This window comes from Shewanella sp. BF02_Schw (assembly GCF_014596695.2).
Classification (GTDB): Bacteria; Pseudomonadota; Gammaproteobacteria; order Enterobacterales; family Shewanellaceae; genus Shewanella.
Genome location: NZ_JABKAW020000001.1, coordinates 639,574 through 665,723, shown reverse-complemented (window position 1 = coordinate 665,723; position 26,150 = coordinate 639,574). Strand labels below are relative to the sequence as shown.

Here is a 26,150-nt window from a genome sequence, read left to right as displayed (position 1 = left end):
TTCTTTAAGTATGACTTAAGTAAGTATCGGTAAGTTTAAATGCGCTAAAGTCCCAATAGATTATTTGGAATTCCTGTCTAGATGACAAAAAAGATAACCACACATTTAGAATCTGGTCTATTTAAGGGTAAGCCTCGCCCAAAAACGGTCCAACACCGTAATGCGACGACAACACCTGAAATGCGTCAATTTATTCAGCAATCCGATTACAGCGTCAGTCAATTATCCAAAATCCTCAATATCAGCGAAGCTACAGTACGTAAGTGGCGTAAACGTGACTCAATCGATAACACCCCAAATACCCCGCACAAACTCAACACCACACTATCTCCGATGGAAGAGTACGTGATGCTGGGTTTGCGTTATCAATTAAAAATGCCTTTAGATAGGCTATTAAAAGTCACCCAAGAATTTATCAACCCCAATGTCTCTCGCTCCGGTCTTGCCCGCTGCTTAAAGCGTTTTGGGGTCTCTAAACTAGACGAATTTGACAGCCCTTTTGTGCCAGAAAAATTCTTCAATCAGCTGCCTATTACTCAAGGCGCCGATATTCAAACCTATACCGTTAACCCGCAGACATTAGCCGACACTTTAGCCCTGCCGAGTCCAGATCCAGACAACGTAGTGCAAGTAGTGTCGTTAAGTATTCCGCCTCAATTAACGAAGCAGCAAGCCTATTCTGTTTTGCTTGGAGTCGATTTTAAGTCTGACTGGGTTTACCTCGATATTTATCAAGACAGCCATACCCAAGCGAGTAATCGCTATATAACGCATGTCTTAAAGCACGGACCATTTCATTTACGTAAGTTATTGGTTCGGAACTATCACACTTTTCTTGCTCGATTTCCTGGAGCAGGTCAACCAGCCGCAGTATCCACTAGCACCATTGATGCAGCTGGATCCCAACACCAGATAACTGAACCTCAGTTATCAAACGGAGACTCATATGAGCCAATCCAGTAATAAAGATAAGCGTTTAAACAAACGCTTAAAAGACATGCCTGTCGCGATTGTCGGCATGGCAAGTATTTTTGCTAACTCTCGTTACCTAAACAAGTTTTGGGATTTAATCAGCGAAAAAATTGATGCGATTATCGACGTTCCAGAAAGCCATTGGAATGCTGAAGATTACTACAATGCCGATAAATCAATGGCCGACAAAAGTTACTGTAAACGCGGTGGTTTTTTACCTGAAGTCGATTTCAATCCAATGGAATTTGGCTTGCCCCCTAATATCCTCGAACTAACAGACACCTCACAACTTTTATCGTTAGTGGTCGCCAAAGAAGTGCTAGCTGATGCAGGTATTGATGCACAGTACGATACCGATCGCATCGGTATTACACTAGGCGTCGGTGGTGGTCAAAAAATTAATCACAGTCTCAGTGGTCGCTTACAGTACCCAATACTCAAAAAAGTATTTAAAAATAGTGGTCTAAGTGATGAAGACACTGAGATGTTGATCAAAAAGTTTCAGGATCAATATATTCACTGGGAAGAGAACTCATTTCCAGGTTCTCTCGGCAATGTGATTGCTGGGCGTATCGCTAACCGCTTTGATCTAGGCGGCATGAATTGCGTGGTTGACGCAGCTTGTGCAGGTTCTTTAGCGGCAATGCGCATGGCGATTACAGAGTTAGTTGAAGGCCGCAGTGACATGATGCTCACGGGTGGTGTGTGTACCGATAACTCGCCTTCTATGTACATGAGCTTTTCAAAAACACCGGCATTTACCACCAACGACACCATTCAACCTTTCGATATCGATTCTAAAGGTATGATGATTGGTGAAGGTATTGGCATGATGGCGCTTAAACGTCTTGATGATGCTGAGCGTGATGGTGACCGAATTTATGCTGTTATCAAAGGTATTGGCTCATCATCAGACGGTAAGTTTAAAAGTATCTACGCACCGCGCCCAGAAGGCCAGGCAAAAGCATTAAGACGCGCTTATGACGACGCAGGTTTTGCGCCGCACACTGTTGGCTTAATTGAAGCCCATGGTACTGGTACTGCAGCTGGTGATGTCGCAGAGTTCAATGGTTTAAAATCAGTGTTTGCCGACGGTAATGACACTCAACAGCACATTGCTCTTGGGTCAGTTAAATCACAAGTTGGCCACACTAAATCAACAGCAGGAACCGCTGGTGTGATTAAAGCAGCTCTGGCTTTGCATCATAAAGTGTTGCCACCGACCATTAACGTCAGTAAGCCGAATCCTAAATTAAACATTCAGGACTCGCCATTTTATTTAAATACCGAAACCCGTCCATGGTTACCAAGAGTTGACAATACACCGCGCCGCGCGGGTATTAGTGCCTTTGGTTTTGGCGGTACCAACTTCCACATTGTGTTGGAAGAATATCGTCAAGAACATGTTCGAGGCGATAAGTATCGTCAACGTTCAGTGCCACAAAGTCTATTGATCCATGCTGAAAACAAAGCCGCATTACAGGCTCAATTAACTGCCCTGCAAACTGAAATTAAGGCTGTTGATACCACACAGCAAAATCGCCAAGAAATTGTGTTAGCCGATTTTGGTAAACGTTTTGCCTTAAATACTATTGCCCCTAACGCGGCCCGTATAGGCTTAGTGGTTGCCTCATTAGCAGACTTAACCATTCAGCTGACTCGGGCGCTGGCGCAGTTAAGCTCAAATACTGCCGACAGCTGGCAGTTGCCTTCTGGCCCCAGTTATCGCGCAGCAGCATTGATTCATCCTGAAGCGGCAAGCCATAAAGTGGCAGCATTATTTGCCGGACAAGGGGCACAATATCTGAACATGGGCGCCGATTTAGCATGTTTGTATCCAGAAATGCGTCAGCAACTGATGCAAGCAGATAAGGTGTTTGCCCAACATAAACAAACGCCACTATCGCAAATTATGTACCCAAATCCTGCTTTTGAAGCCGAAGATATTGCCGCGCAACAGGCGGCATTAACCAATACCGCCAATGCCCAAAGTGCTATTGGTGCGGTGAGCATGGGCCAATATGCATTATTGACTCAAGCAGGTTTTAAAGCTGATATGGTTGCCGGCCATAGTTTTGGTGAACTGTCAGCATTATGTGCTGCAGGCGTTATTAGCCAAGCTGATTATTATCAATTGGCCTTTGCTCGTGGCCAAGCAATGGCGGCTACACCTAAAGATCAAGACGCTGGGGTAATGTACGCCATTATTGTCCCCGCTCAATCTGTTGACAACGGTGTTGAAAAGCTTGAACAGTGCATTAGTGCATTTGAAGGCGTCAAGGTGGCTAATTACAATGCACCAACTCAATTGGTTATTGCAGGGCCAACAGCGTCATGTACCTTAGCGGCACAAGCAATCACTACTGAACTTGGTTTTAAAGCAATCGCCCTGCCGGTTTCTGGCGCGTTCCACACTCCATTAGTAGCCCATGCTCAACAACCTTTTGCTGCGGCAATCAATAAGATTAAATTTGCTAAGCCAAAACTAAGCCTTTATGCCAATGGCACAGGTAAAGCACATCCTAATGATCCAAAAGCAATCCAAGCAGCATTTAGTGAACATATGTTGCAATCGGTTCGTTTTAGCGAGCAACTAAACGCCATGTATGATGCGGGTGCTCGAGTATTTGTTGAGTTTGGCCCTAAAAACATCCTCCAAAAATTGGTGGAGGCTACCCTAGGCAATAAAGCAGAATCAGTCAGTGTAGTGAGCTTGAACCCAAATCCTAAAGGCAATAGTGACACTCAACTGCGCCAAGCAGCGTGTCAGCTTGCGGTATTAGGGGTGGCATTAACTGAGGTTGATCCTTATCAAGCGCCTATCGCTGAGCTTGCCAAAGTGTCACCGATGAACGTTAAGTTAACCGCGAGTAATTATATTAGTCCGGCCACTCAAGCCAAAATGCAAAAGTCATTGCAAACCGGCACCGTTACCAGCCAGACAGTGGAAGTGCCTGTCGAGAAAGTTGTGGAAAGAATTGTGGAAAAAGAAGTCATTAAAACTGAATATATTGAAGTGCCAGCAACATCCGCACCAGCTCAAGCGCCAGCATCTGCAACAGCGGCACCTTTAACGGCAACAGCTCCTATCGCTAAAGCTCAACCGGTTAGCTCAAGTGTGTCAGCGTCGACCGATAGTATCGGTGCATTTTTTGCGGCGCAGCAACAAACCGCTGAATTACATCAGCAGTTTTTAGCCATACCACAGCAATATGGCGACACGTTTGCTCACCTGATGACAGCCCAAGCGCAAATGGCGTCATCGGGATTAGCCATTCCAGAAAGCTTGCAACGTTCGATGGAGATGTTCCACCAGCATCAAGCACAAACATTGCAAAGTCATACTCAATTCTTAACGTTGCAAGCACAAGCAAGCCAAGCTGCGTTAGCCATGTTGCAAGGGCAAACACCAATGCCAATGGCGGCTTCTGCACCTGTATCGCTACCTGCTGTATCAGTACAGCCTGCTTTTGTGCAGTCAAACCACATAACTCAAGCAGCAATACCTTCGCCAGTGGTAGCTCCCGTTGCTCCAGCTCAGGTTCAAACAGCTCAAACCGCTCAAACCGTTCAAGCGGTTCAACCTCAACCGACAGCCAGTATACCTGTTCAAGCTCCTGTGGCTCAGCAAGTTAGCTCAGCAGCGGTTTCTGCACCAACAGCCGGACTAACACAGCAACAAGTGTTAGACACCATGCTCAATGTGGTCGCAGACAAAACCGGTTACCCAACAGAAATGCTTGAACTTGGCATGGACATGGAAGCAGACCTTGGTATTGACTCAATCAAGCGGGTAGAAATTCTCGGCACAGTACAAGATGAGCTTCCAGGCTTACCAGAACTGAGCCCAGAAGATTTAGCTGAGTGTCGCACCTTGGGCGAAATCGTTAGCTACATGCAAACTAAACTGCCTGCGGCAAACACAACTACTGTAGCGTCAACAGGATCAACATCGGTAGTTACTGCAGCACCAGCATCAACGGGCTTAACCGCTGAAAACGTTCAGCGCACCATGTTAGCTGTGGTTGCCGACAAAACCGGTTACCCAACTGAAATGCTTGAACTTGGCATGGACATGGAAGCAGACCTTGGTATTGACTCAATCAAACGTGTAGAAATTTTAGGCACAGTACAAGATGAGCTTCCAGGCTTACCTGAACTGAGCCCTGAAGATTTAGCTGAGTGTCGCACCTTGGGCGAAATCGTCAGTTACATGCAAACCAAATTACCAGCAGCCAACTCGGTTGCTGTAGCGTCAACGGGATCAACATCGGCAAATGCTGCTGCACCGGCAGCAACGGGCTTAACCGCTGAAAACGTCCAACGCACCATGTTAGCTGTAGTTGCCGATAAAACTGGTTACCCAACGGAAATGCTTGAACTGGGCATGGACATGGAAGCAGACCTTGGTATCGACTCAATCAAACGTGTTGAAATTCTAGGCACAGTGCAAGACGAGCTACCAGGTTTACCTGAACTCAACCCAGAAGATTTAGCCGAGTGTCGCACCTTAGGCGAAATCGTCAGCTACATGCAGACTAAATTACCTGCTGTCAGCACATTGGCTCCAGTAGCAACGGTATCTTCATCTGCAACAACAACGCCAACAACGGGCTTGAGTGCTGATACCGTTTTAAGCACCATGATGTCAGTAGTAGCCGACAAAACCGGTTACCCTGCAGAAATGCTTGAACTGAGCATGGACATGGAAGCAGACCTTGGTATCGACTCAATCAAACGTGTTGAAATTCTAGGCACAGTGCAAGACGAACTACCCGGTTTGCCTGAACTGAACCCAGAAGATTTAGCCGAGTGTCGTACCTTGGGCGAAATTGTCAGTTATATGCAAACAAAATTGCCTGCAACTAACACTGTGGCTCCAGTATCTGCACCTGCAACAACTGGCTTAAGTGCTGATACCGTATTAAGCACCATGATGTCAGTGGTGGCCAACAAAACCGGTTACCCTGCTGAAATGCTTGAACTGAGCATGGACATGGAAGCCGATTTAGGTATCGACTCAATCAAACGCGTTGAAATTCTAGGTACAGTGCAAGACGAACTACCAGGCTTACCTGAGCTGAACCCAGAAGATTTAGCCGAATGTCGCACCTTAGGTGAAATCGTCAGCTACATGCAAACCAAATTGCCTGCAGCAACCGCTATTGCGTCGGTCGCACCTGCATCAACTGCAAACAAGGCTGACGTTAACACCGCGGCATTACCGCCACACAGCGAGGTAGCGCTAAAAAAGTTACCAGCGGCGGATAAACTCGTAGATTGCTTTTCAACAGACTCTTGTATTGTCATCACAGACGATGGCCACAATGCAGGTTTACTGGCTGAAAAGCTAAATGCAAAGGGATTAACCGTCGCCGTTATTCGTAACCCACAAACCATTAGCGTGGCACATTCACCCTTAAGCAGCGATATTAAAAGCTATACGTTGAGCAGCATTGATGATGCCCAAATTGCACAAGTCATTGCCGATATTAAAGCCGATTTGGGCGCTGAACATGCCATTGCAGGCTTTATTCATTTACAGCCTCAAGCTACCGCTAACAGCAGCGAATTAATGTCGTGCACTGTTGCAGCAAAAGCCGCTGTCGACAACGCGTTTTTATGGGCTAAGCATCTTCATGCTGAATTTGCTAAACCAGCTCAAGGTTCGCGCTTATGCTACTTTACCGTGAGCCGTTTAGACGGCGGATTTGGTTATCTTGATAATACTCAGCTAGCAACAGCAGAGCTTAACCAAGCAGCCTTATCTGGCCTGAGCAAAACCCTAAGCCATGAATGGCCTCAGGTGTTTTGCCGCGCATTAGACATTGCCAACAACATTGATACAGCAAACTTTGCCGATGCCATCGTTGCTGAGTTATTTGATATCAATGGTGCCAATGCTAGCGCGGACCGCATTAATGAAGTGGGGATCAGTAATCAAGGTCGAGTAACCTTAGTTGCCGGCAACGCTAGCGAACAGTTTGCACCAGCAAGCCTAAACAAAAATGACACTATTTTGGTCACCGGCGGTGCAAAAGGCGTAACGTTTGAATGCGCCCTCACCTTAGCCAGACAATGCCAATCACATTTTGTGTTAGCAGGTCGTAGCCAACATTTTGGTAGCAACTTACCGGTTTGGGCGCAAGGCAAACAAGCTTCAGAATTAAAAGCCGCAGCCATCGCTTATATTCAATCTCAAGGCAATAAACCAACGCCAAAACAGATTGATGCTCTAGTGTGGCCAATAAGCAGTAGCCTAGAAATCGATGCTGCGTTAAGCGCTTTCAGTAAAGTTGGTGCCAGTGCTCAGTATGTCTCGATGGATGTCAGCGACGCCAAAGCAGTAGCTGTCAGTCTTAAGATTCTGACTAATGCCAAGGGCGACTCATTAATCATTAATGGGGTTATTCACGGTGCTGGCGTATTAGCCGATAAGCACATTCAAGATAAAACCTTGGATGAACTTAACCGCGTATACCACACTAAAGTGACTGGGCTTGCTAGCATTATTAATGCACTCGACCCACTACAAATTAAGCTTATTGCACTGTTTTCATCGGCGGCCGGTTTTTACGGTAATACCGGACAGAGTGATTACGCTATGTCGAATGAAATCCTTAATAAAACCGCACTGAAACTAGCGCACACCTTACCGCAAGCTAAAGTGATGAGTTTTAATTGGGGCCCTTGGGATGGCGGTATGGTCAGTTCAGCATTAAAGAAAATGTTTGTTGAACGTGGCGTTTACGTTATTCCGCTACAAGCGGGTGCCGAGCTATTTGCTCACAGTTTATTAAGCCCACAAGGAGCACAACTGCTTATTGGCTCTGATATGCAAGGTTCATCAGAGCAGGACAACGCTGTAAAAAAGCTTAATGCGGACGCTTTGCTTATTGCCAAGGGTTCGCTGACATTTGCTACTAATACACTTGTGACTAAAGCATTTACGGCTAACGCAGTTACGACTAAGGCAGTTGCGACTAAGACAGTTGCGACTAAGACATCGGCTGCTGATGTTATCAGTCAGACGGTGACTCGAGTATTAACCCCGGCTGAAATGCCTTTTGTTAGCGATCATTGTATTGCTGGCAATCCGGTATTGCCGACGGTATGCGCCATGCAATGGATGCGTGATGCGGCAGAAACGTTATGTCATGTGCCTGTCAGTATTGCTGAATACAAATTGCTTAAAGGGGTTATTTTTGACACCAATGAGCCACATTTGTTGCAACTGGAACTAACGCAAACTGACGCAGGGATCAGCGCGCTGATCTCCTCTCGTTTGGTAAACGATCCAAGCGCAGCCATGAAACCGCAATACCAAGCTCAATTGGTGATCAATCATGTGATATTGGCAGCTGATGTTGCTAAACCGACTGTTAGCGACAGTAGTTTGGCTCATTGGGCTAACATGACGCCATTGTTCTCAGGGGCCGAGCTATACCAAAACGGAACCTTATTTCATGGCCCACGTTTGCAAGGTATTGCTCAAGTGTTGGCATTTGATGATGCTCAGCTACTGTGCCGAGTGCAATTGCCGCAGATTAATGCCGCAGACTGCCAAGGTTTTATCCCGTCATCGGCATTAGGTGGTAGCCAAATTTTCGCGGAAGATTTGCTACTACAAGCCATGCTGGTATGGGCAAGACTGAAATACGATGCCGCAAGTTTACCGTCAACAACCGGTGAGTGTGTTACTGCTTGGCCATTTGCAAATGGCGATAAAGGTTATATTCAACTTGATGTGGTTAAGCACAGTGGCAGAATGCTGGTGGCTAACGTGAGTTTATATCATCAAGACGGTCGCCTGAGTTGCCAAATGCTCAATGCTAAAGTGACCATTAGTAAGAGTTTGAATGGGGCATTTATTCCACATCAAGCTTCTGCAGAACTATCACACAAGGACACAGTGTGACAGCCACAGATAACATGGCGCTAAAATCCATTAGTGAGCGTATTTTGCAGCAACAAACCAAGCCAATGCGCTTGGCTTTGCTGCTGAGCAAACCCAATATCGACTCGGTTAATGAGCACAAGGTTGCGATTGATACTCAGCATAGCGACGGTTTTGAACTGGCGTTATTACACAGCATAGAGCGGCTATCATCCACTACAGATGAAATGATCAATATTGCCGATCGGTTGTGGATAATGCCGGGGCTACTTGCCGCGAAAAATAGCGTCAATGCGCACGCTTATCTCAATGGCATTGCACTGGGTAGCAATCAGGCTGAAGCAATAACACTCGCGCTGAACCATGCAAAACGTTTACATACTCAACCGCAGATTGTCGCGTTAGATAGCAATGCAAAAACCAATACAGCTAACAATGCACAAACAGCATTGGGGGCAATGACCGCCCTAGTAGAGTCTATCGCCAGTCGTTGTATACCAACACAGGACAAAGTCAACAGCCTGTATTGGTTTAGCCCACTTCACCAAAGTCGAGTTGCAGCGTTATGTTACCCAAGTGCCAACGGTATTCAGGCAATGATCTTGACCCAAGGTCGTGCATTAGTCGCCTCAAAGCAATTGGTTAATCCCCAACGTTTATGGCTACCACTGTGTGCCACTTCATTGGTGCAACTGCACACTAAACTGATGGCTTTCTCTGCGCAGGTCCATTCGGCGACAGACGATTTAAGCTTACTTACACTTATCAAAAGTACATTGGCCGATTATCAAACTGATGCCCCTCTAGCCTTAGTGTTAATGGCGCAGGATCGTAGCGGATTAATCGTAGAAGTTAGTGCGATGTTGGCAATGATGTCGACTCACCTTCAGCCAGACGTTAGCGATAAGCCGCCGATAGAATATAAAACCCCAGCTGGCAGTTGCTTCTATTCTGCACCGCTTGGTGATCATGGCTTGAGTTTTGTCTATCCCGGCGTCGGTACTGTGTATCCAAACATGCTCAGTCAAATGGGATTAGTGTTCCCCAATGTGTATGCCGAACTCGAAAGCCAAGGTGACATGCAGTCGATGTTACAAACAGAGTTTATTTACGCGGCAGATAAAAACCGTGCCACACAGATGAGCTTAAGCCAATTAGCCATTGCCGGTGTTGGCGCCAGTTATATTTTAACCAAGCTGTTGCAGCAAGAGTTTGCCATTGAGCCCAGGTTTGCCTTAGGTTACTCCATGGGTGAAGCTGCCATGTGGGCGAGTTTAGATGTATGGCAAGCGCCACATACTATGATTGAAGCAACCCAAAACAGCAGTATCTTTACCCAAGATATTTCTGGAGAGCTTCGCTGTGTTCGCCAGCAATGGCAATTAACCGATGACGAACCCATTGTCTGGAACAGCTTTGTGACTCGAGCCAGTATTGATGAACTCACGCCCCATTTAACGGATTATCCACGCGTTTACATTGCCATTATTCAAGGCGATACCTGTGTTATCGCAGGTTGTGAATCCAGTTGTAAAGCATTGTTAAAGCAAGCAGGTAAACGTGGTATTACAGCCAATCGAATTACCGCAATGCATACGCCAGCCGCGCTAAATATTGTCGACGATGTACGCCAGTTTTATCAGCAACCGCTGCTGGAAAATTTACCCAAGCAATTGCAGTTTATCTCGGCGGCTCAAACAGCACCTGTCACGCTAGACTCGCACGCTATTGCACAATCGATTGCCAATACTTTTTGTCATCAGTTGGATTTTACTCAGTTAATCCACAATGCTCGAGAGCAAGGCTGCCGATTATTTGTTGAGGTAGGAGCCGATAGGCAAACCACCACCTTAATAGACAAAATCAATGCTCAGAGTGGTAACACGTCCCCAGCGATGGCGATTGCTGTTAATGCCAAGGGCGGCGACGATGTCAGCAGTTTACTCAAGTGTTTGGGACAATTAATAGCGCATCGCGTGCCGATGTCATTAACGCCCTTTTTTCGCAGCCTTGACGATACAATTAACTCATTATCTCAGCAGACGGCAATAGCCGGCGGCTCACCACTGTCTCGTTGCAGTGAAACATCATTAGAAGGAGAACCTCATTGAGTTCTCAAGCCACCCCTAAAATCGCCATTGTCGGTTTAGCCAATCAGTATCCCGACGCGGATACTCCGGCTAAATTTTGGCAAAACTTATTAGACAAAAAAGATTCGCGCAGCCAAATCAGTGCTAGCAAACTCAATGCTTCACCGAGTGACTACTTGGGTGTACAAGGCGAGTCGGACCGTTTTTATTGTGATAAAGGCGGCTACATTCAGGACTTTCAATTTAACCCTCAAGGTTATCGTATTGAACCCGACGCATTTACTGGTTTGGATGACAGTTTCTTGTGGGCAACCGACACAGCGCGAAATGCGTTAACTGATGCAGGTATTGACCTTAATCATAACGTGCTGCAGCGCACTGGTATTGTCATGGGCACCTTATCGTTCCCTACTGCCAAGTCTAACGAGCTATTTGTGCCGCTTTATCACAGCGCGGTCGAAAAAGCCTTACAGACTAAACTCCAACAGCCAAACTTTAGTCTGCAATCGTTTAATCAAGCATCGCAAAGCAATACCGCAGAAAATGCCAATAACAATAATAATGTAGCACCTAAAACGGTCAACTTGCGTAATGGTGCTGTTGCCCATAATGCCTCAAAAATCGTTGCCGATGCTTTAGGTTTGGGTGGTACGCAACTGAGTTTAGATGCCGCCTGCGCAAGTTCAGTTTACGCATTAAAATTAGCCTGCGACTACTTGCATACCGGCAAAGCTGACATGATGCTGGCTGGCGCGGTGTCGGGAGCCGATCCGTTCTTTATCAATATGGGCTTTTCGATATTTCATGCTTACCCAGACCACGGTATTTCCGCCCCATTTGATAGTAACAGTAAAGGCTTATTCGCTGGCGAAGGTGCGGGAGTATTAGTGCTCAAACGCCTTGAAGATGCCGAGCGTGATGGCGACCATATTTACGCTTTAGTCAGTGGCATTGGCTTGTCGAACGATGGTAAAGGCCAGTTTGTGTTAAGCCCAAACAGCAAAGGCCAGGTGCAAGCATTCGAGCGCGCTTATCGCGATGCAGCAGCAATCGATCCAAGTATCACCCCTGCCAGCATTGAAGTGATTGAATGTCATGCTACGGGAACACCATTAGGCGACAAAGTTGAATTAACCTCGATGGAGCGTTTTTTTGAAGATAAACTTCAAGGTAGCGCCACGCCATTAATTGGTTCAGCAAAATCCAATTTAGGCCATTTACTCACAGCTGCAGGCATGCCAGGGATCATGAAAATGATTTTTGCGATGCGCCAAGGCGTGTTGCCACCGAGTATTAATATCAGCTCACCTATCGCCTCGCCTAATGGCTTATTTGGCCAAGCGACCTTGCCAAATGCAGTGCTACCTTGGCCCGATAAAGTTGGCAATAAAGCCCGCCATGCTGGCGTATCAGTATTTGGTTTTGGCGGGTGTAACGCTCATTTATTGATTGAGTCATATCAAGCTAAAACTGTCACTGACAGCACTCTGAATAATAGCACTAAAACTCGTCACTCAACGTTAGTTGATGCAGAAACGCCGATGCACATTACCGGCATGGCTGCGCATTTTGGTCAATGCAGTAGTATTGATGCACTGGCGAGTAAAATCATCGCCAAACAAGCCATCTTTAGCCCGCTACCCACTCAGCGTTGGAAAGGCTTAGACAAACATCCTGAACTATTAGCCCAATATGGCATCACCCAAGTGCCGCAAGGCGCGTATATCGATCAGTTCGATTTTGATTTCTTGCGTTTTAAAGTGCCACCCAATGAAGATGATCGCCTAATATCGCAACAACTACTGTTGATCAAAGTCGCCGATGAAGCTATCGCCGATGCCAAGCTAACGCCAGGCAGTAAAGTCGCAGTGTTAGTCGCCATGGAAACCGAACTTGAACTGCATCAATTCCGCGGTCGAGTTAACTTACACAGCCAAATAGCGCAAAGCCTTAACGCTCAAGGTATTCAATTATCTACAGCGGAATATGACAGCCTTGAAACCATTGCGATGGACAGTGTGCTCGACGCCGCTAAGCTTAACCAGTACACCAGCTTTATTGGTAATATTATGGCGTCGCGGATAGCCTCATTATGGGATTTCAACGGCCCGGCATTTACCATTTCTGCAGGCGAGCAATCAGTTAACCGCTGTATCGATGTGGCGCAAAACTTGTTTGCTTTAGGCTCGTTACAAGAGCCATTAGATGCCATCATTATTGCCGCTGTAGACTTGTCTGGCAGCATTGAAAATATGTTATTCAATACCGCAAAACTTAACGCCAAAGGATTAAGTTCAACAGATTGGTTAGTGGGTGAAGGGGCTGGCGCACTCGTGCTGCAACAAACCAATGCAGCACACACTCAGCTTGATAGCTATGCCAGTATCGATAGCGTCAACTTTACGCCATTGTCACAATTACCAACACAATTACCAGCCGAATTATCAGCAGATGTTGTTGAGTTAAACCAATCACCTGAATGTATATTATCGACTCAAGGTCAACAGTTTGCCCAAGGATTAACTGATGCTGCAATCGCGGTCAGCTCAGCGCCGTTATTGAGTAAAGCTCATGATATTCTCGGTCATACATTTGCCGCTTCTGGCATGGCCAGTTTGCTGCATGGTTTAGTGCAAACTCGTCACATCGATAAACCGTCTATCAATGCCAGTGTATTCACCAGCAGCGACAATCAATACTCACAAGTTAATCTGTCTGTTTCTGCGGCGCAACAACACGCATTGCACGCTAGACTGGGCAATAATTTAACTCAACAACTGTCTACGGGCAGTAAGTTAAGTTTAATTAAACAAGTCAGTTTAGGTGGTCGAGATATTTACCAACACATTATCGACAGCCCACTTGATGCGCTCGACAGTATTATCAATCAATGTGCAGATATCGCCCCAACTGTGGTCAACACCATTGAAAGTAAACAAGCAACTATTCGTGATAATAACCCTCTTAGCGTCAATAATAGCGAGAATATCGCCGAGCCTCTTATGTCAGAAAATATGCCCGATAAAACAATTCCAAAGCAACCAAGGGTTGCCAGTATGACAAATCATGCTATTCCACCTGCACATTTAACGGCATTTCAACAAAATCAGTGGTTAGCACAACAAGCGCATTTAGCTTATTTGGCCAGCCGAGATGCAGGCTTGAAAGTAGCCGACAGTTTATTACGGTCCCAATTAGCTGGTTTTAGCCATCAGACAACTGCGACTCAAGTCGCGTCTCCGGCTGTTAATACTTATGCCGTTAATGCTGCAGTACAAACCGCGGTTAAGAGTGAAACCATTAGCCCTGCCAGGTTAATCCAACCTAATCATGCTTGTGTGCCCGCTTATACTGCACCTATTCCAGCGAATAAACCGTGTATTTGGAATTACGCTGATTTAGTTGAATATGCCGAAGGCGATATCGCTAAAGTATTTGGCTCAGATTACGCCATTATCGACAGTTACTCGCGCCGAGTTCGCTTACCGACAACAGATTATTTATTGGTGTCACGCGTCACTAAACTCGATGCCACCATGAATCAATACAAACCGTGTTCAATGACTACAGAATACGACATCCCCGTCGATGCCCCGTATTTAGTGGATGGTCAAATCCCTTGGGCTGTCGCGGTAGAATCGGGCCAGTGCGATTTAATGTTGATCAGTTATTTAGGTATCGATTTTGAAAACAAAGGCGAGCGGGTTTATCGCTTATTAGATTGTACTTTAACCTTCTTAGAAGATTTACCCCGTGGCGGCGACACTCTGCGTTACGACATTAAAATCAATAACTTTGCCAGCAATGGCGACACGTTATTATTCTTTTTCTCTTACGAATGTTTCGTAGGCGACAAGATGATCCTAAAAATGGATGGCGGTTGTGCAGGCTTCTTTACCGACCAAGAACTGGCCGATGGTAAAGGGGTTATTCAAACTGAAGATGAAATAAAACATCGTCAACAAGTGCTCAATAATCCGAATAAACCAACCTTTACACCATTACTACATTGTAACCAAACAGCATTTGATTATGGTCAAATTCATCATTTACTGACCGGTGATATTGGCAGCTGTTTTGGTGGCGACCATGTCGCGCATCAACTGCAAACTGGGCTGCAAAAATCGCTTTGTTTTGCCTCTGAAAAGTTCTTAATGATTGAGCGAGTGAGTCAATTACAAACACAAGGTGGTACGTGGGGCTTAGGCTTACTCGAAGGTCATAAACACATTGCGCCAGACCATTGGTATTTCCCTTGTCATTTCCAAGGCGACCAAGTGATGGCAGGCTCGCTAATGGCAGAAGGTTGTGGCCAGCTATTACAGTTCTTTATGATCCACATTGGTATGCATACTCTAGTAGAAAATGGTCGATTCCAACCATTGGAAAATGCTTCGCAAAAAGTTCGCTGTCGTGGCCAAGTGTTACCACAAACGGCTGAGCTGACTTACCGCATGGAAGTGACTGAAATCGGTATTCATCCCCGCCCTTACGCTAAAGCCAATATTGATATTTTACTCAATGGTAAAGTCGTGGTCGATTTCCAAAACTTGGGTGTGATGATTAAAGAAGATGCCGAATGTGCTCGTTATCCGCTTATCTCGTTAAACACAGCCAACACTAGCCCTGCCGTTGATTCAAACGCTAGCAGTAAAGTGATTACCAACAAAGCCCCGTTAATGGCGCAAGTTCCAGATTTAAACGCCCCGAGTAACAAGGGCGTTATTCCACTAAAACACGTTGAAGCGCCCATAGTCAGTGCCGATTCAAAGTACGCTAATCGCGTGCCTGATACCGTGCCATTTACCCCATACCATATGTTTGAGTTTGCTACTGGCGATATCGAAAAATGCTTTGGCCCTGACTTTAGTATTTACCGCGGACTTATCCCACCGCGCACACCTTGTGGCGACTTACAGTTAACCACTCGCGTGGTTGAAATTAACGGTAAACGCGGCGAATTGAAAAAGCCATCATCATGTATAGCAGAATACGAAGTGCCAGCAGATGCTTGGTACTTTGCAAAAAACAGCCACCAAGCGGTAATGCCTTATTCGGTGTTAATGGAAATTTCATTACAACCCAATGGCTTTATTTCTGGCTACATGGGCACCACCTTAGGCTTTCCTGGGCAAGAGCTATTTTTCCGTAACTTAGACGGTGGCGGAAAATTATTACGTCATGTCGATTTACGCGGCAAAACTATCGTCAATGATTCAAAGCTATTATCAACCGTCATTGCTGGCAGTAACATTATTCAAAGCTTCACCTTTGAGTTAAGTGTCGATAACGAGCTGTTTTACACGGGTAGTGCGGTATTTGGTTACTTTAAAGGTGATGCGCTCAAAAACCAGCTCGGCATAGATAATGGCAAAATTACTCAGCCATGGCATATTGATAATAACGTCGCGGCAGACATCAGCGTTAATTTATTGGATAAACAGTCACGGGTGTTTAATCCGCCAACTAGCCAACCGCATTATTGTTTAGCGGGCGGCCAGCTTAACTTTATCGACCAAGCCGAAATTGTTGAAGCAGGCGGCAAATACGGTAAAGGCTATCTTGCTGCGTCACGCACTATTGACCCAAGTGATTGGTTCTTCCAATTCCACTTCCATCAAGATCCGGTTATGCCCGGCTCATTAGGTGTTGAAGCCGTGATCGAGTTGATGCAAACTTACGCCATCAGTACAGACCTAGGTAAAGGTTTCACTAATCCAAAATTTGGCCAAATATTGTCGGATATTAAATGGAAATATCGCGGTCAAATTAACCCACTTAACAAACAAATGTCACTTGATGTACATATCAGTGCAGTAAAAGATGAAGACGGTAAACGCATCATAATAGGCGACGCAAACCTCAGTAAAGATGGTCTGCGCATTTATGAAGTCAAAGATATCGCCATCTGTATTGAAGAAGCTTAGGCCAAAAAGGAATAATAATGACAACTCAAGTGCATAACGAAAAGCTTTCTCCTTGGCCATGGCAAGTTAGCCAGCAACACGTCAGTTTTGACCCTGTAGGCATGGATAAGAAGCTTAAAGATTTATCACAAGCGTGTTATGTGGTTAACGACACACAACAAGGCTTAGGGGTTGCTCAGCAAGCCCAAGTCGTAACCGATGCTATTACTGCAGCAAATGCTCTGCCAGTCAGCGCATTTGCCCCTGCCCTTGGCACCCAAAGCTTAGGTGACAGTAATTTCCGCCGCGTGCATGGGGTAAAATTCGCCTATCATGCTGGCGCAATGGCCAATGGTATTTCTTCTGAAGAACTGGTTATTGCGTTAGGTCAGGCTGGTATTTTATGTTCATTTGGCGCAGCAGGGTTAATTCCATCTCGAGTTGAGCAAGCGATTAACCGCATTCAAGCCGCGCTGCCAAACGGGCCTTATGCGTTTAATTTAATCCACAGCCCAAGTGAACCCGCACTTGAACGTGGCAGTGTCGAGCTATTTTTAAAACACAAAGTGCGTACTGTTGAGGCATCTGCCTTTTTAGGCTTAACCCCACAAATTGTCTATTACCGCGCAGCAGGCTTAAGCCGTGACGCACACGGTGATGTGCAAATAGACAATAAAGTAATTGCGAAAATTAGCCGTACTGAAGTGGCGATTAAGTTTATGCAACCTGCGCCAGTTAAAATACTGCAACAGTTGGTGGATGAAGGTCTTATTAGCGCAGAACAAATGGAACTGGCTCAATTAGTGCCTATGGCTGATGATATTACTGCTGAAGCAGACTCTGGCGGTCATACAGACAATCGACCATTAGTCACTTTACTGCCGACTATTTTGGCATTAAAAGATGAAGTACAAGCACAGTACAAGTATAAAACCCCTATTCGGGTTGGTGCCGGTGGTGGTGTTGGCACGCCTGACGCAGCACTGGCGACTTTTCATATGGGCGCAGCCTACATTGTTACAGGTTCAATCAATCAGGCTTGTGTAGAAGCGGGAGCCAGCGAGCATACGCGTAAATTACTGGCCACCACAGAAATGGCCGATGTGACGATGGCACCTGCTGCCGATATGTTCGAAATGGGCGTTAAGCTGCAAGTAGTAAAACGTGGCACCTTATTTCCAATGCGCGCCAACAAGTTATACGAAATTTATACCCGCTATGACTCGATTGAAGCCATTCCAAGCGAGGAACGTGAAAAGCTTGAAAAACAAGTATTCCGCTCAAGCCTGGATGATATTTGGGCTGGCACGGTAGCGCATTTCAATGAGCGCGACCCAAAGCAAATCGAGCGTGCTAAAGATAATCCTAAACGTAAAATGGCGCTGATTTTCCGTTGGTATTTAGGTCTGTCTAGCCGTTGGTCAAACACTGGTGAGCTTGGTCGCGAGATGGATTATCAAATCTGGGCTGGTCCGGCACTCGGCGCATTTAACGCATGGGCTAAAGGCAGTTATTTAGATGACTACACCCAGCGTCATGCAGTAGACTTAGCCAAACACTTAATGCATGGCGCAGCTTATTTGGCCCGAGTTAATTTATTAACAGCACAAGGTGTTAGCCTTCCGGTAGCATTACAACGCTGGCGCCCAGTTGATCAAGTAAAGTGATCGACCAAGTGAAATAGATTGATCTCGCTTTATTGCGAGCTCAACGAGAAAGACAGGAACCGACATGAGCGATACCCAGAAACTCGATTTTTCAGCGATTAATGACCCAACATTGGCATCCTTTAATCAACAAAAAAATCTGATAAAACGCATGCTTAAAGGCAACATTGCAACTTGCAGCGACTGTAATAAACCACTAACACTGCAATTACCGCCTAATACTAAAAAGGCACCAAAAAACGCTAAAGCCCCAGGGATTTATTGCGCTAAAGGTTGCACTGATATCGAGCTAGACATGGAAGCCGTAGCGTTAATGTAATAGCATTAATACCCATTTAATGTCTTCATAAAAAATGACCCTCTTTAATAAGATGGTCATTTTTTTCGAGTATGTTTTATTTCACGACCTAACGTTATTTAGCCTGCCATTGCTTAACGATTTCTGGGTTACCACAAAGCTGTTCAACCGATTTATCCCCCGACAGCGCAGCCTCAAATACAGTAAATGGTACATTTGCCCATAAGCTCAACTCAAAGGTAGTATTTTCCGTCACCACGCCTACGCCTTTAGGTGTGCCTGTCATCACAATGTCACCATCGTTTAAGGTCATAAACTCACTGACAGCGTTATAAATAGCGTGTGGCTGGTACATCATTAATTGCTGATGACCTAATTGCGTCACGGCATTATCAATGGTTAATTGAAAGCACCAATCTTTTATATCTGCGGTTATTGCATTAAATTCGCTGAATAACGCCGAACCATTAAAAGCTTTAGAACGCTCCCACGGTAAGCCTTTGGTTTTTAAATTGGTTTGCAGCTCACGCTTAGTCATATCAAGCCCAACACCAACCGCACTAAACTGACCATTATTCACCATAAAGCATAATTCGGCTTCATAATGTAAAGGCTCACCTAAGTGACTACACAAAGTAGTGGTAATGGCTGAGTTTGGTTTAAGGAACACCACCATATCATCAGGAATTTCATTACCGAGTTCGTCAATATGCTCAGCATAATTACGCCCAATACAAATGATTTTTGATGGCGAGACGAGGCGTACTTGCCCATCTGATTGCGTTAGCGAAACGGATTGTAAACTCACATTAACCTCGAATAATTGAAATAGTGATAAGAGTAATCCTTCTAACAATAAAGCGAATTATTTCAAAATAGAACAACGACTCTTTTTAAATCATACCCAAAGCATTATCGCTTGCCTATTAGATTGTGAATGGTTCAATGATATTGCTCATTAATCATAATCAATTGGCACACATGCTCAATATCTATTTGGATTGAAAAAGTAAAATATAACTATAAAAACAAAGGTATATTTCTATTTTTACACAATGCCATTTACATTATTTTAACAACCAACTACTCTAGAGTTTGTCACTATTGGACAAAAATCATGCTTGATTAAGTATTAATACAGTAAGAATGACGTCAGAAAAATAACAATATGAGAGACTAAATGACAATATTCGAATTGACAATCAAACAAAAAATAGCATTAGGATTTGCCTCAATTGGCTTATTACTGCTTGCTGGAAGTAGTTTTTTTTATCATTCCTTGAGTAAAATTCAAACAGCCAATATTAATATCGAAACGTTAGCAGTACCGGTACAAAACCAGTCAAATGCCTTACAAATTACCTTATTAAAAATGGCTAAAACCGGCAGTTTAGCTTATTCACAAATCGATAATGACAATATTGACCTCAGTTATAAGCAGTTCAAGCAATTGCAACTAGAGTTCAGAGAGGTATTAAAGACATTATCTGCAAAAGTTGCAGATCAACCCACAATGCTTCAGTCATTAACGCAAGCTCAAAAATCATACCAGCAGTACGAACAGCAATCGCACATCATGTTCAGCGCTAAACTTGAAATAGGACAAAACCGCGACAGCTTCAGCGCGTTAAAACAACAATTTGATAATGTTCGAATTAATGCCAGTAACAATATGATTGATTTAGAACTGATAGAAGCCCCGTCGGGCGAGCAGCAGTTATTAAACGAAGTCATTGGCGGCGGAGTACGCATCGACGACATGCTATTTACTCTGGGCAATACCATGACGGAACTTGGCCGATTAACCTCTGTTGATGCCGTTAATATTCATAAACAAGATGTGGCCATGTTATTAGGTAATATTACGGTTAATGGCAACTACTTAACCCAACAAGCAGAGCCTTTGGGTGCAACTGCGCTATTTGTAGATTTTGACACCAACTTGCAAGCAATTAAAAACTTCACCGATAACCCCGGTAGCTTGTATCTCGCGCAACAAAATGTCGTCAATCAGCAGCGCTTAGCTGAGAATAGCAACCTGCAAGCCAACACCTTTTTTGATGCCACTAACAATCAGTTAGATCAATTAGTAAAGCTTGCGAACGAAAGGTTCCATCAATTACAAATGGTTGCGATTGATGAAGTGAGTACCGCACAAACTTTTGCTATTACAATGGCAGTGGTGTTTGTGTTAATGGCGATGTTTATCTATTACTTTACCTCAAAAGCCATGTTAGGCCCTCTACAAGCCATTAACAGTGCATTATCGCGCATTGCCAGCGGTGATTTATCTCGGAGATTAACCAAACGAAATAATGATGAATTTGGCGAGCTGATGGATAACATCAATAAACTGTCTGACGATCTAACTAATTTATTGCAAGCCATTAGCCGTGATGCACACTTGCTAGATGAATCAGCTCTTCGCTCGCAAGCGCAAAGCGAGACAATATCTCATTCGGCCGCCGGACAAATTAACAATATTAATCAAGCTAAACAGCTTGCAGAGCAAATACATCACAGTTCAAATCAGGTCAATGAGCAAGCTTCAGAATCTGAACAACATGTTAAATTAGCCTCTTCGCAAGGAGTACAAATAAAAACCATTGCTAATGATAACCGTTTCCGTATTGAAGCCTTATCAACCAGCTTGCGCGACTCAGTCGAGACCATGGCAAAGCTCAGTCAACACAGTGATAATATTGGTGGGATTTTAACCACCATCAGTGCGATTGCCGATCAAACTAATTTGTTGGCCTTAAATGCCGCGATTGAAGCCGCTAGGGCCGGTGAGCATGGGCGTGGATTTGCCGTTGTTGCTGATGAGGTGCGTTCATTAGCCTCTAGAACGCAATTAGCAACCGCCGAAATTCAAACCATGATTAGTGCCTTACAACAAGAAACAACCTATGCCGTGACAGCCATCTCACAAGGGCAAAGACAAGCCAGTGAATGTGTAGAACAAAGCCAGTCGTTGCATGATGCAATCGAACAAATAGAGGCGGCGCTTAGCACCATTAATGGCATGAGCCAAAGCATTACTCATGCAGCCAATGAACAAGTAAGCCATAGCCAACAAATAGAGCAAACGATGACTCAAACAGCCGATTCAGCAGAACAAAATGCCCATGAGTCAGCTTCAATGACACAGCAAAGCCAGCAATTAAATCAATTAGCTCACTCACTTACCACCTCTGTTGAACGCTTTAAACTCTAATCAGTAGCGTAATAAAATCTTTAGTAAGAGACACAATAAAATAGGCCAGTAATCACAATGATTTCTGGCCTATTTTGACGCTGTAAAAGATGCTGTGGTATATCGTCTATTTCTTACCTAAGGTCCCTACAGCAAAGCGCCTGATAATAGATCGAACCATTAACACTGACTGGCCCAATTCACTACTGTTATGTAGCGATTTTTCTGATGAAGCTTTAGTAATTTCTGCAGAATCAGCAATATCAATAATTTGCTGATTAATATGCTCAGCTACTGCACTCTGCTGCTCTACCGCCGCAGACATATCTAAAGTAAGTTGGGTGATTTGTTCAACGGATTGGTTAATCGACGCTAATGCATTACGTGTTTTATCAACAATTTCAACACCTTTACTGGCCGCTTGTTCACCACTTACCGACACTTGAACGGCATTACTGGCTCGCTTCGTTAATACGCTCACAATGCTGTGAATTCTGTCGGTGGATTCGCGGGTTTTCAGTGCTAGGGAGCGCACTTCATCTGCAACAACGCTAAAGCCACGACCTTGTTCCCCCGCCCTAGCAGCTTCAATAGCAGCATTTAAGGCTAACAAATTAGTTTGGTCGGCAATACTCGAAATCAGGCTGGCGGCTTGACCTATCTCACTTGTAGATTCAGATAACTCGCGTACTGTTTTGGCGATATCCGCGACAGAGAGATTTAACTCATCAATAGATTGCTTAGCTTCATTAGCCAGTTGAGCCCCTGCATTAACATTGTCTAACGCTTCTTTTGCGCTATAAGCATTACCTTCAACGTTCGCGGACACTTCTTGGATAGCAGTGGACATTTGGGTAATTGCCGAGGCAATTTGTTGTGTTGCTCCACTTTGTAAGCTCACCGCTTTAGCCGTTGACTCAGCCTCTATTTGGGTGTGTTCGACAATGCCATCTAATGATTTTGCAGCATCTTCAATCCGCGTCATCGCAGTACGACAACGAGCAACTTCGCAACCCAACGCTAATTTTGCCTGCGCTTTGGCGCCAAAGTCAGCAAAATAGGTTTCTGCAACAATGAGATCTGTAAACGAATTAGGATTAAGTTGGACCACTTCATACCAATCTTGTTGCTGTTTATAGCCCAACCATGCCGTTGATACTACAAGCGTGAATAACCCTATTGCACCAGGGAGAACGCCCCAAAATTCAGTTAATACAAGGGACAAAATAAACATGGGTAACCAAGCCGGTAATAATTTAATGACTTGATGTTTTATTTTTGCGTGAAGTGGTCTTGGTGACTTTTTAGCTTTTATTCTGGCATAAGCCGCTTCAGCACGGGCAATTTCGCTTGGTAATGCAGTCACCCTAACGGACTCGTAACCGGCGACTTTATTATTATCAAATACTGGCGTAACAAATGCACTAACCCAATAATAATCACCATTTTTACGGCGATTCTTAACCAGCCCCATCCACACTTTACCAGCTGAAATACAGGCCCACATCTCTTTGAACACTTCACCTGGCATATAAGGATGACGCACAAGATTATGTGGCTTACCAATCAATTCATTTTTTTCGAAGCCGCTGACGTCAACAAAAGCATCATTGCAGTAGATAATATGACCGCGCAGATCGGTTCCTGAAATTAAACGAACATCATCATCGAAGTGGTACTGATTAAGGGTAATGGGTTGATTATTGCGCATAGGCACTGACATCCTTGTCTCGGTATAGTGAATAAGAAAACTCATTAATGCTATCTGTTACACCAAAGGTGCATAGACAGAACTTCCATTTAATAAGGTGGTGGAGAAATGTCATCACTATTGTGAGTGTGCCATATCCCTATTTATTATAAGTCATTATAGTTTGATATGTATTTGAAAATTGTCAATTAAATAATTAATTTCACCCTAATACTTACAATATACACGATGATATAGATAAATTCTGCTAAGACGTATTTATCGATTTACCCAAGCGACTACCCAGGGCAGAGCTTAACAGGTTAACTGCAAAAGTGAGTTATTTCTTAAGGGGATATAGTGGTGAAGGCTTAATATGTGAGGCAATGTATTGCCCCACATATTAATTTGACGCTCAAATGATCCAAGTCGTGCTCTCAATCAGCTAACAATATTCAATTTGAGCAGCAACAGGGCCATTTACACAAAACAAACATCAATGTACAAATGTATTAAGCGTATTCTTGCATAAAATCGTCAAGGTTATCGTTGATGATTTCTATCTCGTCACCGCTAAATTGCGCAATATGAAACAAGGCTTCGCCTTCATTGGTCACGGGAATATTACTGTTGCCAATAATAATTCCGTCTGTCGGCGCTAGCAATGGCAATGGTTCACCACCCAAAGGGTTAACGATATTGGCTAACACCTGCCCTTTAGAGACGCGCTCACCCAATTTAAGCTTAATATTTACTAATCCATCAGACTCACTACGGACCCAATAACTGCGGCTGGCATTGACGCTGGTACTTTTAGTTTTAATTTTGCCTTTAGTCATACTTAAACAGCGCATCACATTGATAACACCATTAACGCCAGATTTAATCGACATATCACTAAAGCGCAGAGCTTCACCTGCTTCATATAAAATACAAGGAATATTCAGGCTGTTGGCATAACCACGCATTGAACCCTCACGTGCTTTTGATGACATTATCACCGGAGCACCAAAGGCATTTGCCATGTCGAGCATCACTTCATCGTCGGTGTCACAACGGATCTGCGGTAAATTATCGCGATGGATAGCACCAGTATGCAAATCGACAATGTGGGTTGCACGTTTCACTAAAATACTGCTGAATAAATGGGCTAAACGACTCGCTAGCGCACCTTTAGCAGAGCCCGGAAAACAGCGATTTAAATCGCGACGATCCGGTAAATAACGAGATTGTTGAATAAAACCAAACACGTTAACGATGGGAACAATTAATAGGGTTCCCGTTAAGGTTTTAGCATTAACACGACCGAGCAAACGTCGACATATTTCAATGCCATTTAACTCATCACCATGGATTGCTGCGCAAACCAATAAAACGGGTCCCGCTTTAGTGCCGTGAAACACTTCAACGTGCAAATCCATCGGTGTATCGTTATACAGTTTTGCTGCGGGCAATTTGACACTTTGTTGAGTGCCTGCCGCTACGCTAACATCACCGATAACAAACGGTTCATGCTTTTTTACCATTAACCAACACCTTTCGTTTTTGAACTGGTGGATTTAACGTTTTTCTCAATAAACTGAATGATTTTTTCAGCAACATCAATGCCAGTAGCTTTTTCGATACCTTCAAGACCAGGAGATGAGTTAACTTCCATCACTAATGGACCGTGTTTAGAACGTAAAATATCTACGCCAGCAACATTTAAACCCATTGTTTTAGCGGCACGTAACGCGGTTGAGCGTTCTTCAGGCGTTAATTTAACAATGCTAGCAGAACCACCACGGTGTAAATTAGAACGGAACTCGCCAGGTAATGCTTGGCGTTTCATCGCGGCAATCACTTTGTCACCAATAACAAAACAACGAATATCTGCACCACCGGCTTCTGCGATATATTCTTGCACCATGATATTAGCTTTTAGGCCCATAAAGGCTTCAATAACAGATTCTGCCGCTTTGCGAGTTTCAGCTAAGACAACACCAATACCTTGGGTTCCTTCAAGTAGCTTAATCACACAAGGGGCGCCACCGACCATGTCTAATAAATCGGGGATGTCTGCCGGTTTATTGGCAAAACCTGTTACTGGTAAACCAATATTTTTACGTGATAATAGTTGCAATGAACGTAACTTATCACGTGAGCGAGTAATCGCGACCGACTCATTTAATGGATGTGTTCCCATCATCTCAAACTGGCGCAATACCGCGGTGCCATAAAAGGTGACAGATGCGCCAATACGCGGAATAACCGCATCAAATTTTGGCAGTTCTTCACCGCGAACATGGATGCTAGGCGCATTCATGTTGATGTTCATATAACACTTTAATGGGTCAACAATATTGACAATATGACCACGAGCTTCAGCAGCTTCTTTTAACCGACTTGTCGAGTATAAATTCTTATTTCTCGACATTATTGCAATATGCATTTG

The 26,150-nt window shown here is 44.5% G+C and carries 11 protein-coding genes; 7 read left to right on the top strand and 4 right to left on the bottom strand.

Features of this window, described 5'->3' with window-relative positions:
• Nucleotides 1–81: 81 nt before the first annotated feature.
• From HNW13_RS03075 to HNW13_RS03050, 6 genes are all read left to right on the top strand, one after another.
• Nucleotides 82–963: a helix-turn-helix domain-containing protein gene (locus HNW13_RS03075; RefSeq protein ID WP_101087745.1), complete on the top strand. Its 882-nt coding sequence runs from the start codon at nt 82–84 to the stop codon at nt 961–963.
• Entirely contained in the window at nt 947–8,890 is a 7,944-nt protein-coding gene (locus tag HNW13_RS03070) for a type I polyketide synthase (protein ID WP_192115323.1), read from the top strand. Before HNW13_RS03075 ends, HNW13_RS03070 begins: the two co-directional genes overlap by 17 nt.
• Entirely contained in the window at nt 8,887–10,980 is a 2,094-nt protein-coding gene (locus HNW13_RS03065) for a PfaB family protein (protein ID WP_192115324.1), read from the top strand. The genes HNW13_RS03070 and HNW13_RS03065 overlap by 4 nt, the downstream gene beginning before the upstream one ends.
• The gene (locus HNW13_RS03060) at nt 10,977–16,886 is read left to right on the top strand and encodes a beta-ketoacyl synthase N-terminal-like domain-containing protein (protein ID WP_192115325.1); all 5,910 of its coding nucleotides are present in this window, start codon (nt 10,977–10,979) and stop codon (nt 16,884–16,886) included. Before HNW13_RS03065 ends, HNW13_RS03060 begins: the two co-directional genes overlap by 4 nt.
• A 17-nt stretch (nt 16,887–16,903) precedes the next feature.
• A complete protein-coding gene (gene pfaD / locus HNW13_RS03055; RefSeq protein WP_192115326.1) occupies nt 16,904–18,532 on the top strand; it encodes an eicosapentaenoate synthase subunit PfaD in 1,629 nt (542 codons plus the stop codon).
• A 64-nt stretch (nt 18,533–18,596) separates the two neighbouring features.
• Nucleotides 18,597–18,851 (top strand): hypothetical protein, encoded by a 255-nt coding sequence (locus tag HNW13_RS03050; protein WP_192115327.1) that lies wholly within the window; start codon nt 18,597–18,599, stop codon nt 18,849–18,851.
• A gap of 94 nt (nt 18,852–18,945) precedes the next feature.
• Here HNW13_RS03050 and HNW13_RS03045 read toward each other — a convergent pair whose 3' ends face one another.
• Nucleotides 18,946–19,638 carry a fumarylacetoacetate hydrolase family protein gene (locus HNW13_RS03045; protein ID WP_192115328.1) on the bottom strand — a complete coding sequence of 231 codons (693 nt, stop codon included), beginning with the start codon at nt 19,636–19,638 and terminating at the stop codon, nt 18,946–18,948.
• Between the two features lie 372 nt (nt 19,639–20,010).
• On the opposite strand from HNW13_RS03045, the gene HNW13_RS03040 reads away from it, so the two are divergent.
• On the top strand, nt 20,011–22,047 hold the full coding sequence (locus HNW13_RS03040; RefSeq protein ID WP_194956129.1) for a methyl-accepting chemotaxis protein: 2,037 nt from the start codon (nt 20,011–20,013) through the stop codon (nt 22,045–22,047).
• A gap of 106 nt (nt 22,048–22,153) precedes the next feature.
• On the opposite strand, the gene HNW13_RS03035 is transcribed toward HNW13_RS03040, so the two are convergent.
• The 3 genes from HNW13_RS03035 to rimK all read right to left on the bottom strand — a co-directional run bounded on the left by HNW13_RS03035 (nt 22,154) and on the right by rimK (nt 26,147).
• Nucleotides 22,154–23,737, bottom strand: coding sequence for a PAS domain-containing methyl-accepting chemotaxis protein (locus HNW13_RS03035; RefSeq protein ID WP_192115329.1), 1,584 nt, complete (start codon nt 23,735–23,737; stop codon nt 22,154–22,156).
• Between the two features lie 491 nt (nt 23,738–24,228).
• Complete coding sequence (locus HNW13_RS03030) at nt 24,229–25,242, bottom strand: succinylglutamate desuccinylase/aspartoacylase family protein (protein WP_101087738.1); 1,014 nt, start codon at nt 25,240–25,242, stop codon at nt 24,229–24,231.
• Nucleotides 25,242–26,147, bottom strand: a complete 906-nt coding sequence (gene rimK / locus HNW13_RS03025; protein ID WP_101087737.1) for a 30S ribosomal protein S6--L-glutamate ligase — start codon at nt 26,145–26,147, stop codon at nt 25,242–25,244. The genes HNW13_RS03030 and rimK overlap by 1 nt, the downstream gene beginning before the upstream one ends.
• Nucleotides 26,148–26,150: the final 3 nt, after the last annotated feature.

What these genes read in the sequence shown, in the direction of transcription:
- HNW13_RS03075 (WP_101087745.1), top strand. Translation starts at nt 82, where the DNA reads ATGACAAAAAAGATAACCACACATTTAGAATCTGGTCTATTTAAGGGT.
- HNW13_RS03070 (WP_192115323.1), top strand. Translation starts at nt 947, where the DNA reads ATGAGCCAATCCAGTAATAAAGATAAGCGTTTAAACAAACGCTTAAAA.
- pfaD (WP_192115326.1), top strand. Translation starts at nt 16,904, where the DNA reads ATGACAACTCAAGTGCATAACGAAAAGCTTTCTCCTTGGCCATGGCAA.
- HNW13_RS03050 (WP_192115327.1), top strand. Translation starts at nt 18,597, where the DNA reads ATGAGCGATACCCAGAAACTCGATTTTTCAGCGATTAATGACCCAACA.
- HNW13_RS03040 (WP_194956129.1), top strand. Translation starts at nt 20,011, where the DNA reads ATGACAATATTCGAATTGACAATCAAACAAAAAATAGCATTAGGATTT.
- HNW13_RS03035 (WP_192115329.1), bottom strand. Translation starts at nt 23,737, where the DNA reads ATGCGCAATAATCAACCCATTACCCTTAATCAGTACCACTTCGATGAT.
- HNW13_RS03030 (WP_101087738.1), bottom strand. Translation starts at nt 25,242, where the DNA reads ATGGTAAAAAAGCATGAACCGTTTGTTATCGGTGATGTTAGCGTAGCG.
- rimK (WP_101087737.1), bottom strand. Translation starts at nt 26,147, where the DNA reads ATGCATATTGCAATAATGTCGAGAAATAAGAATTTATACTCGACAAGT.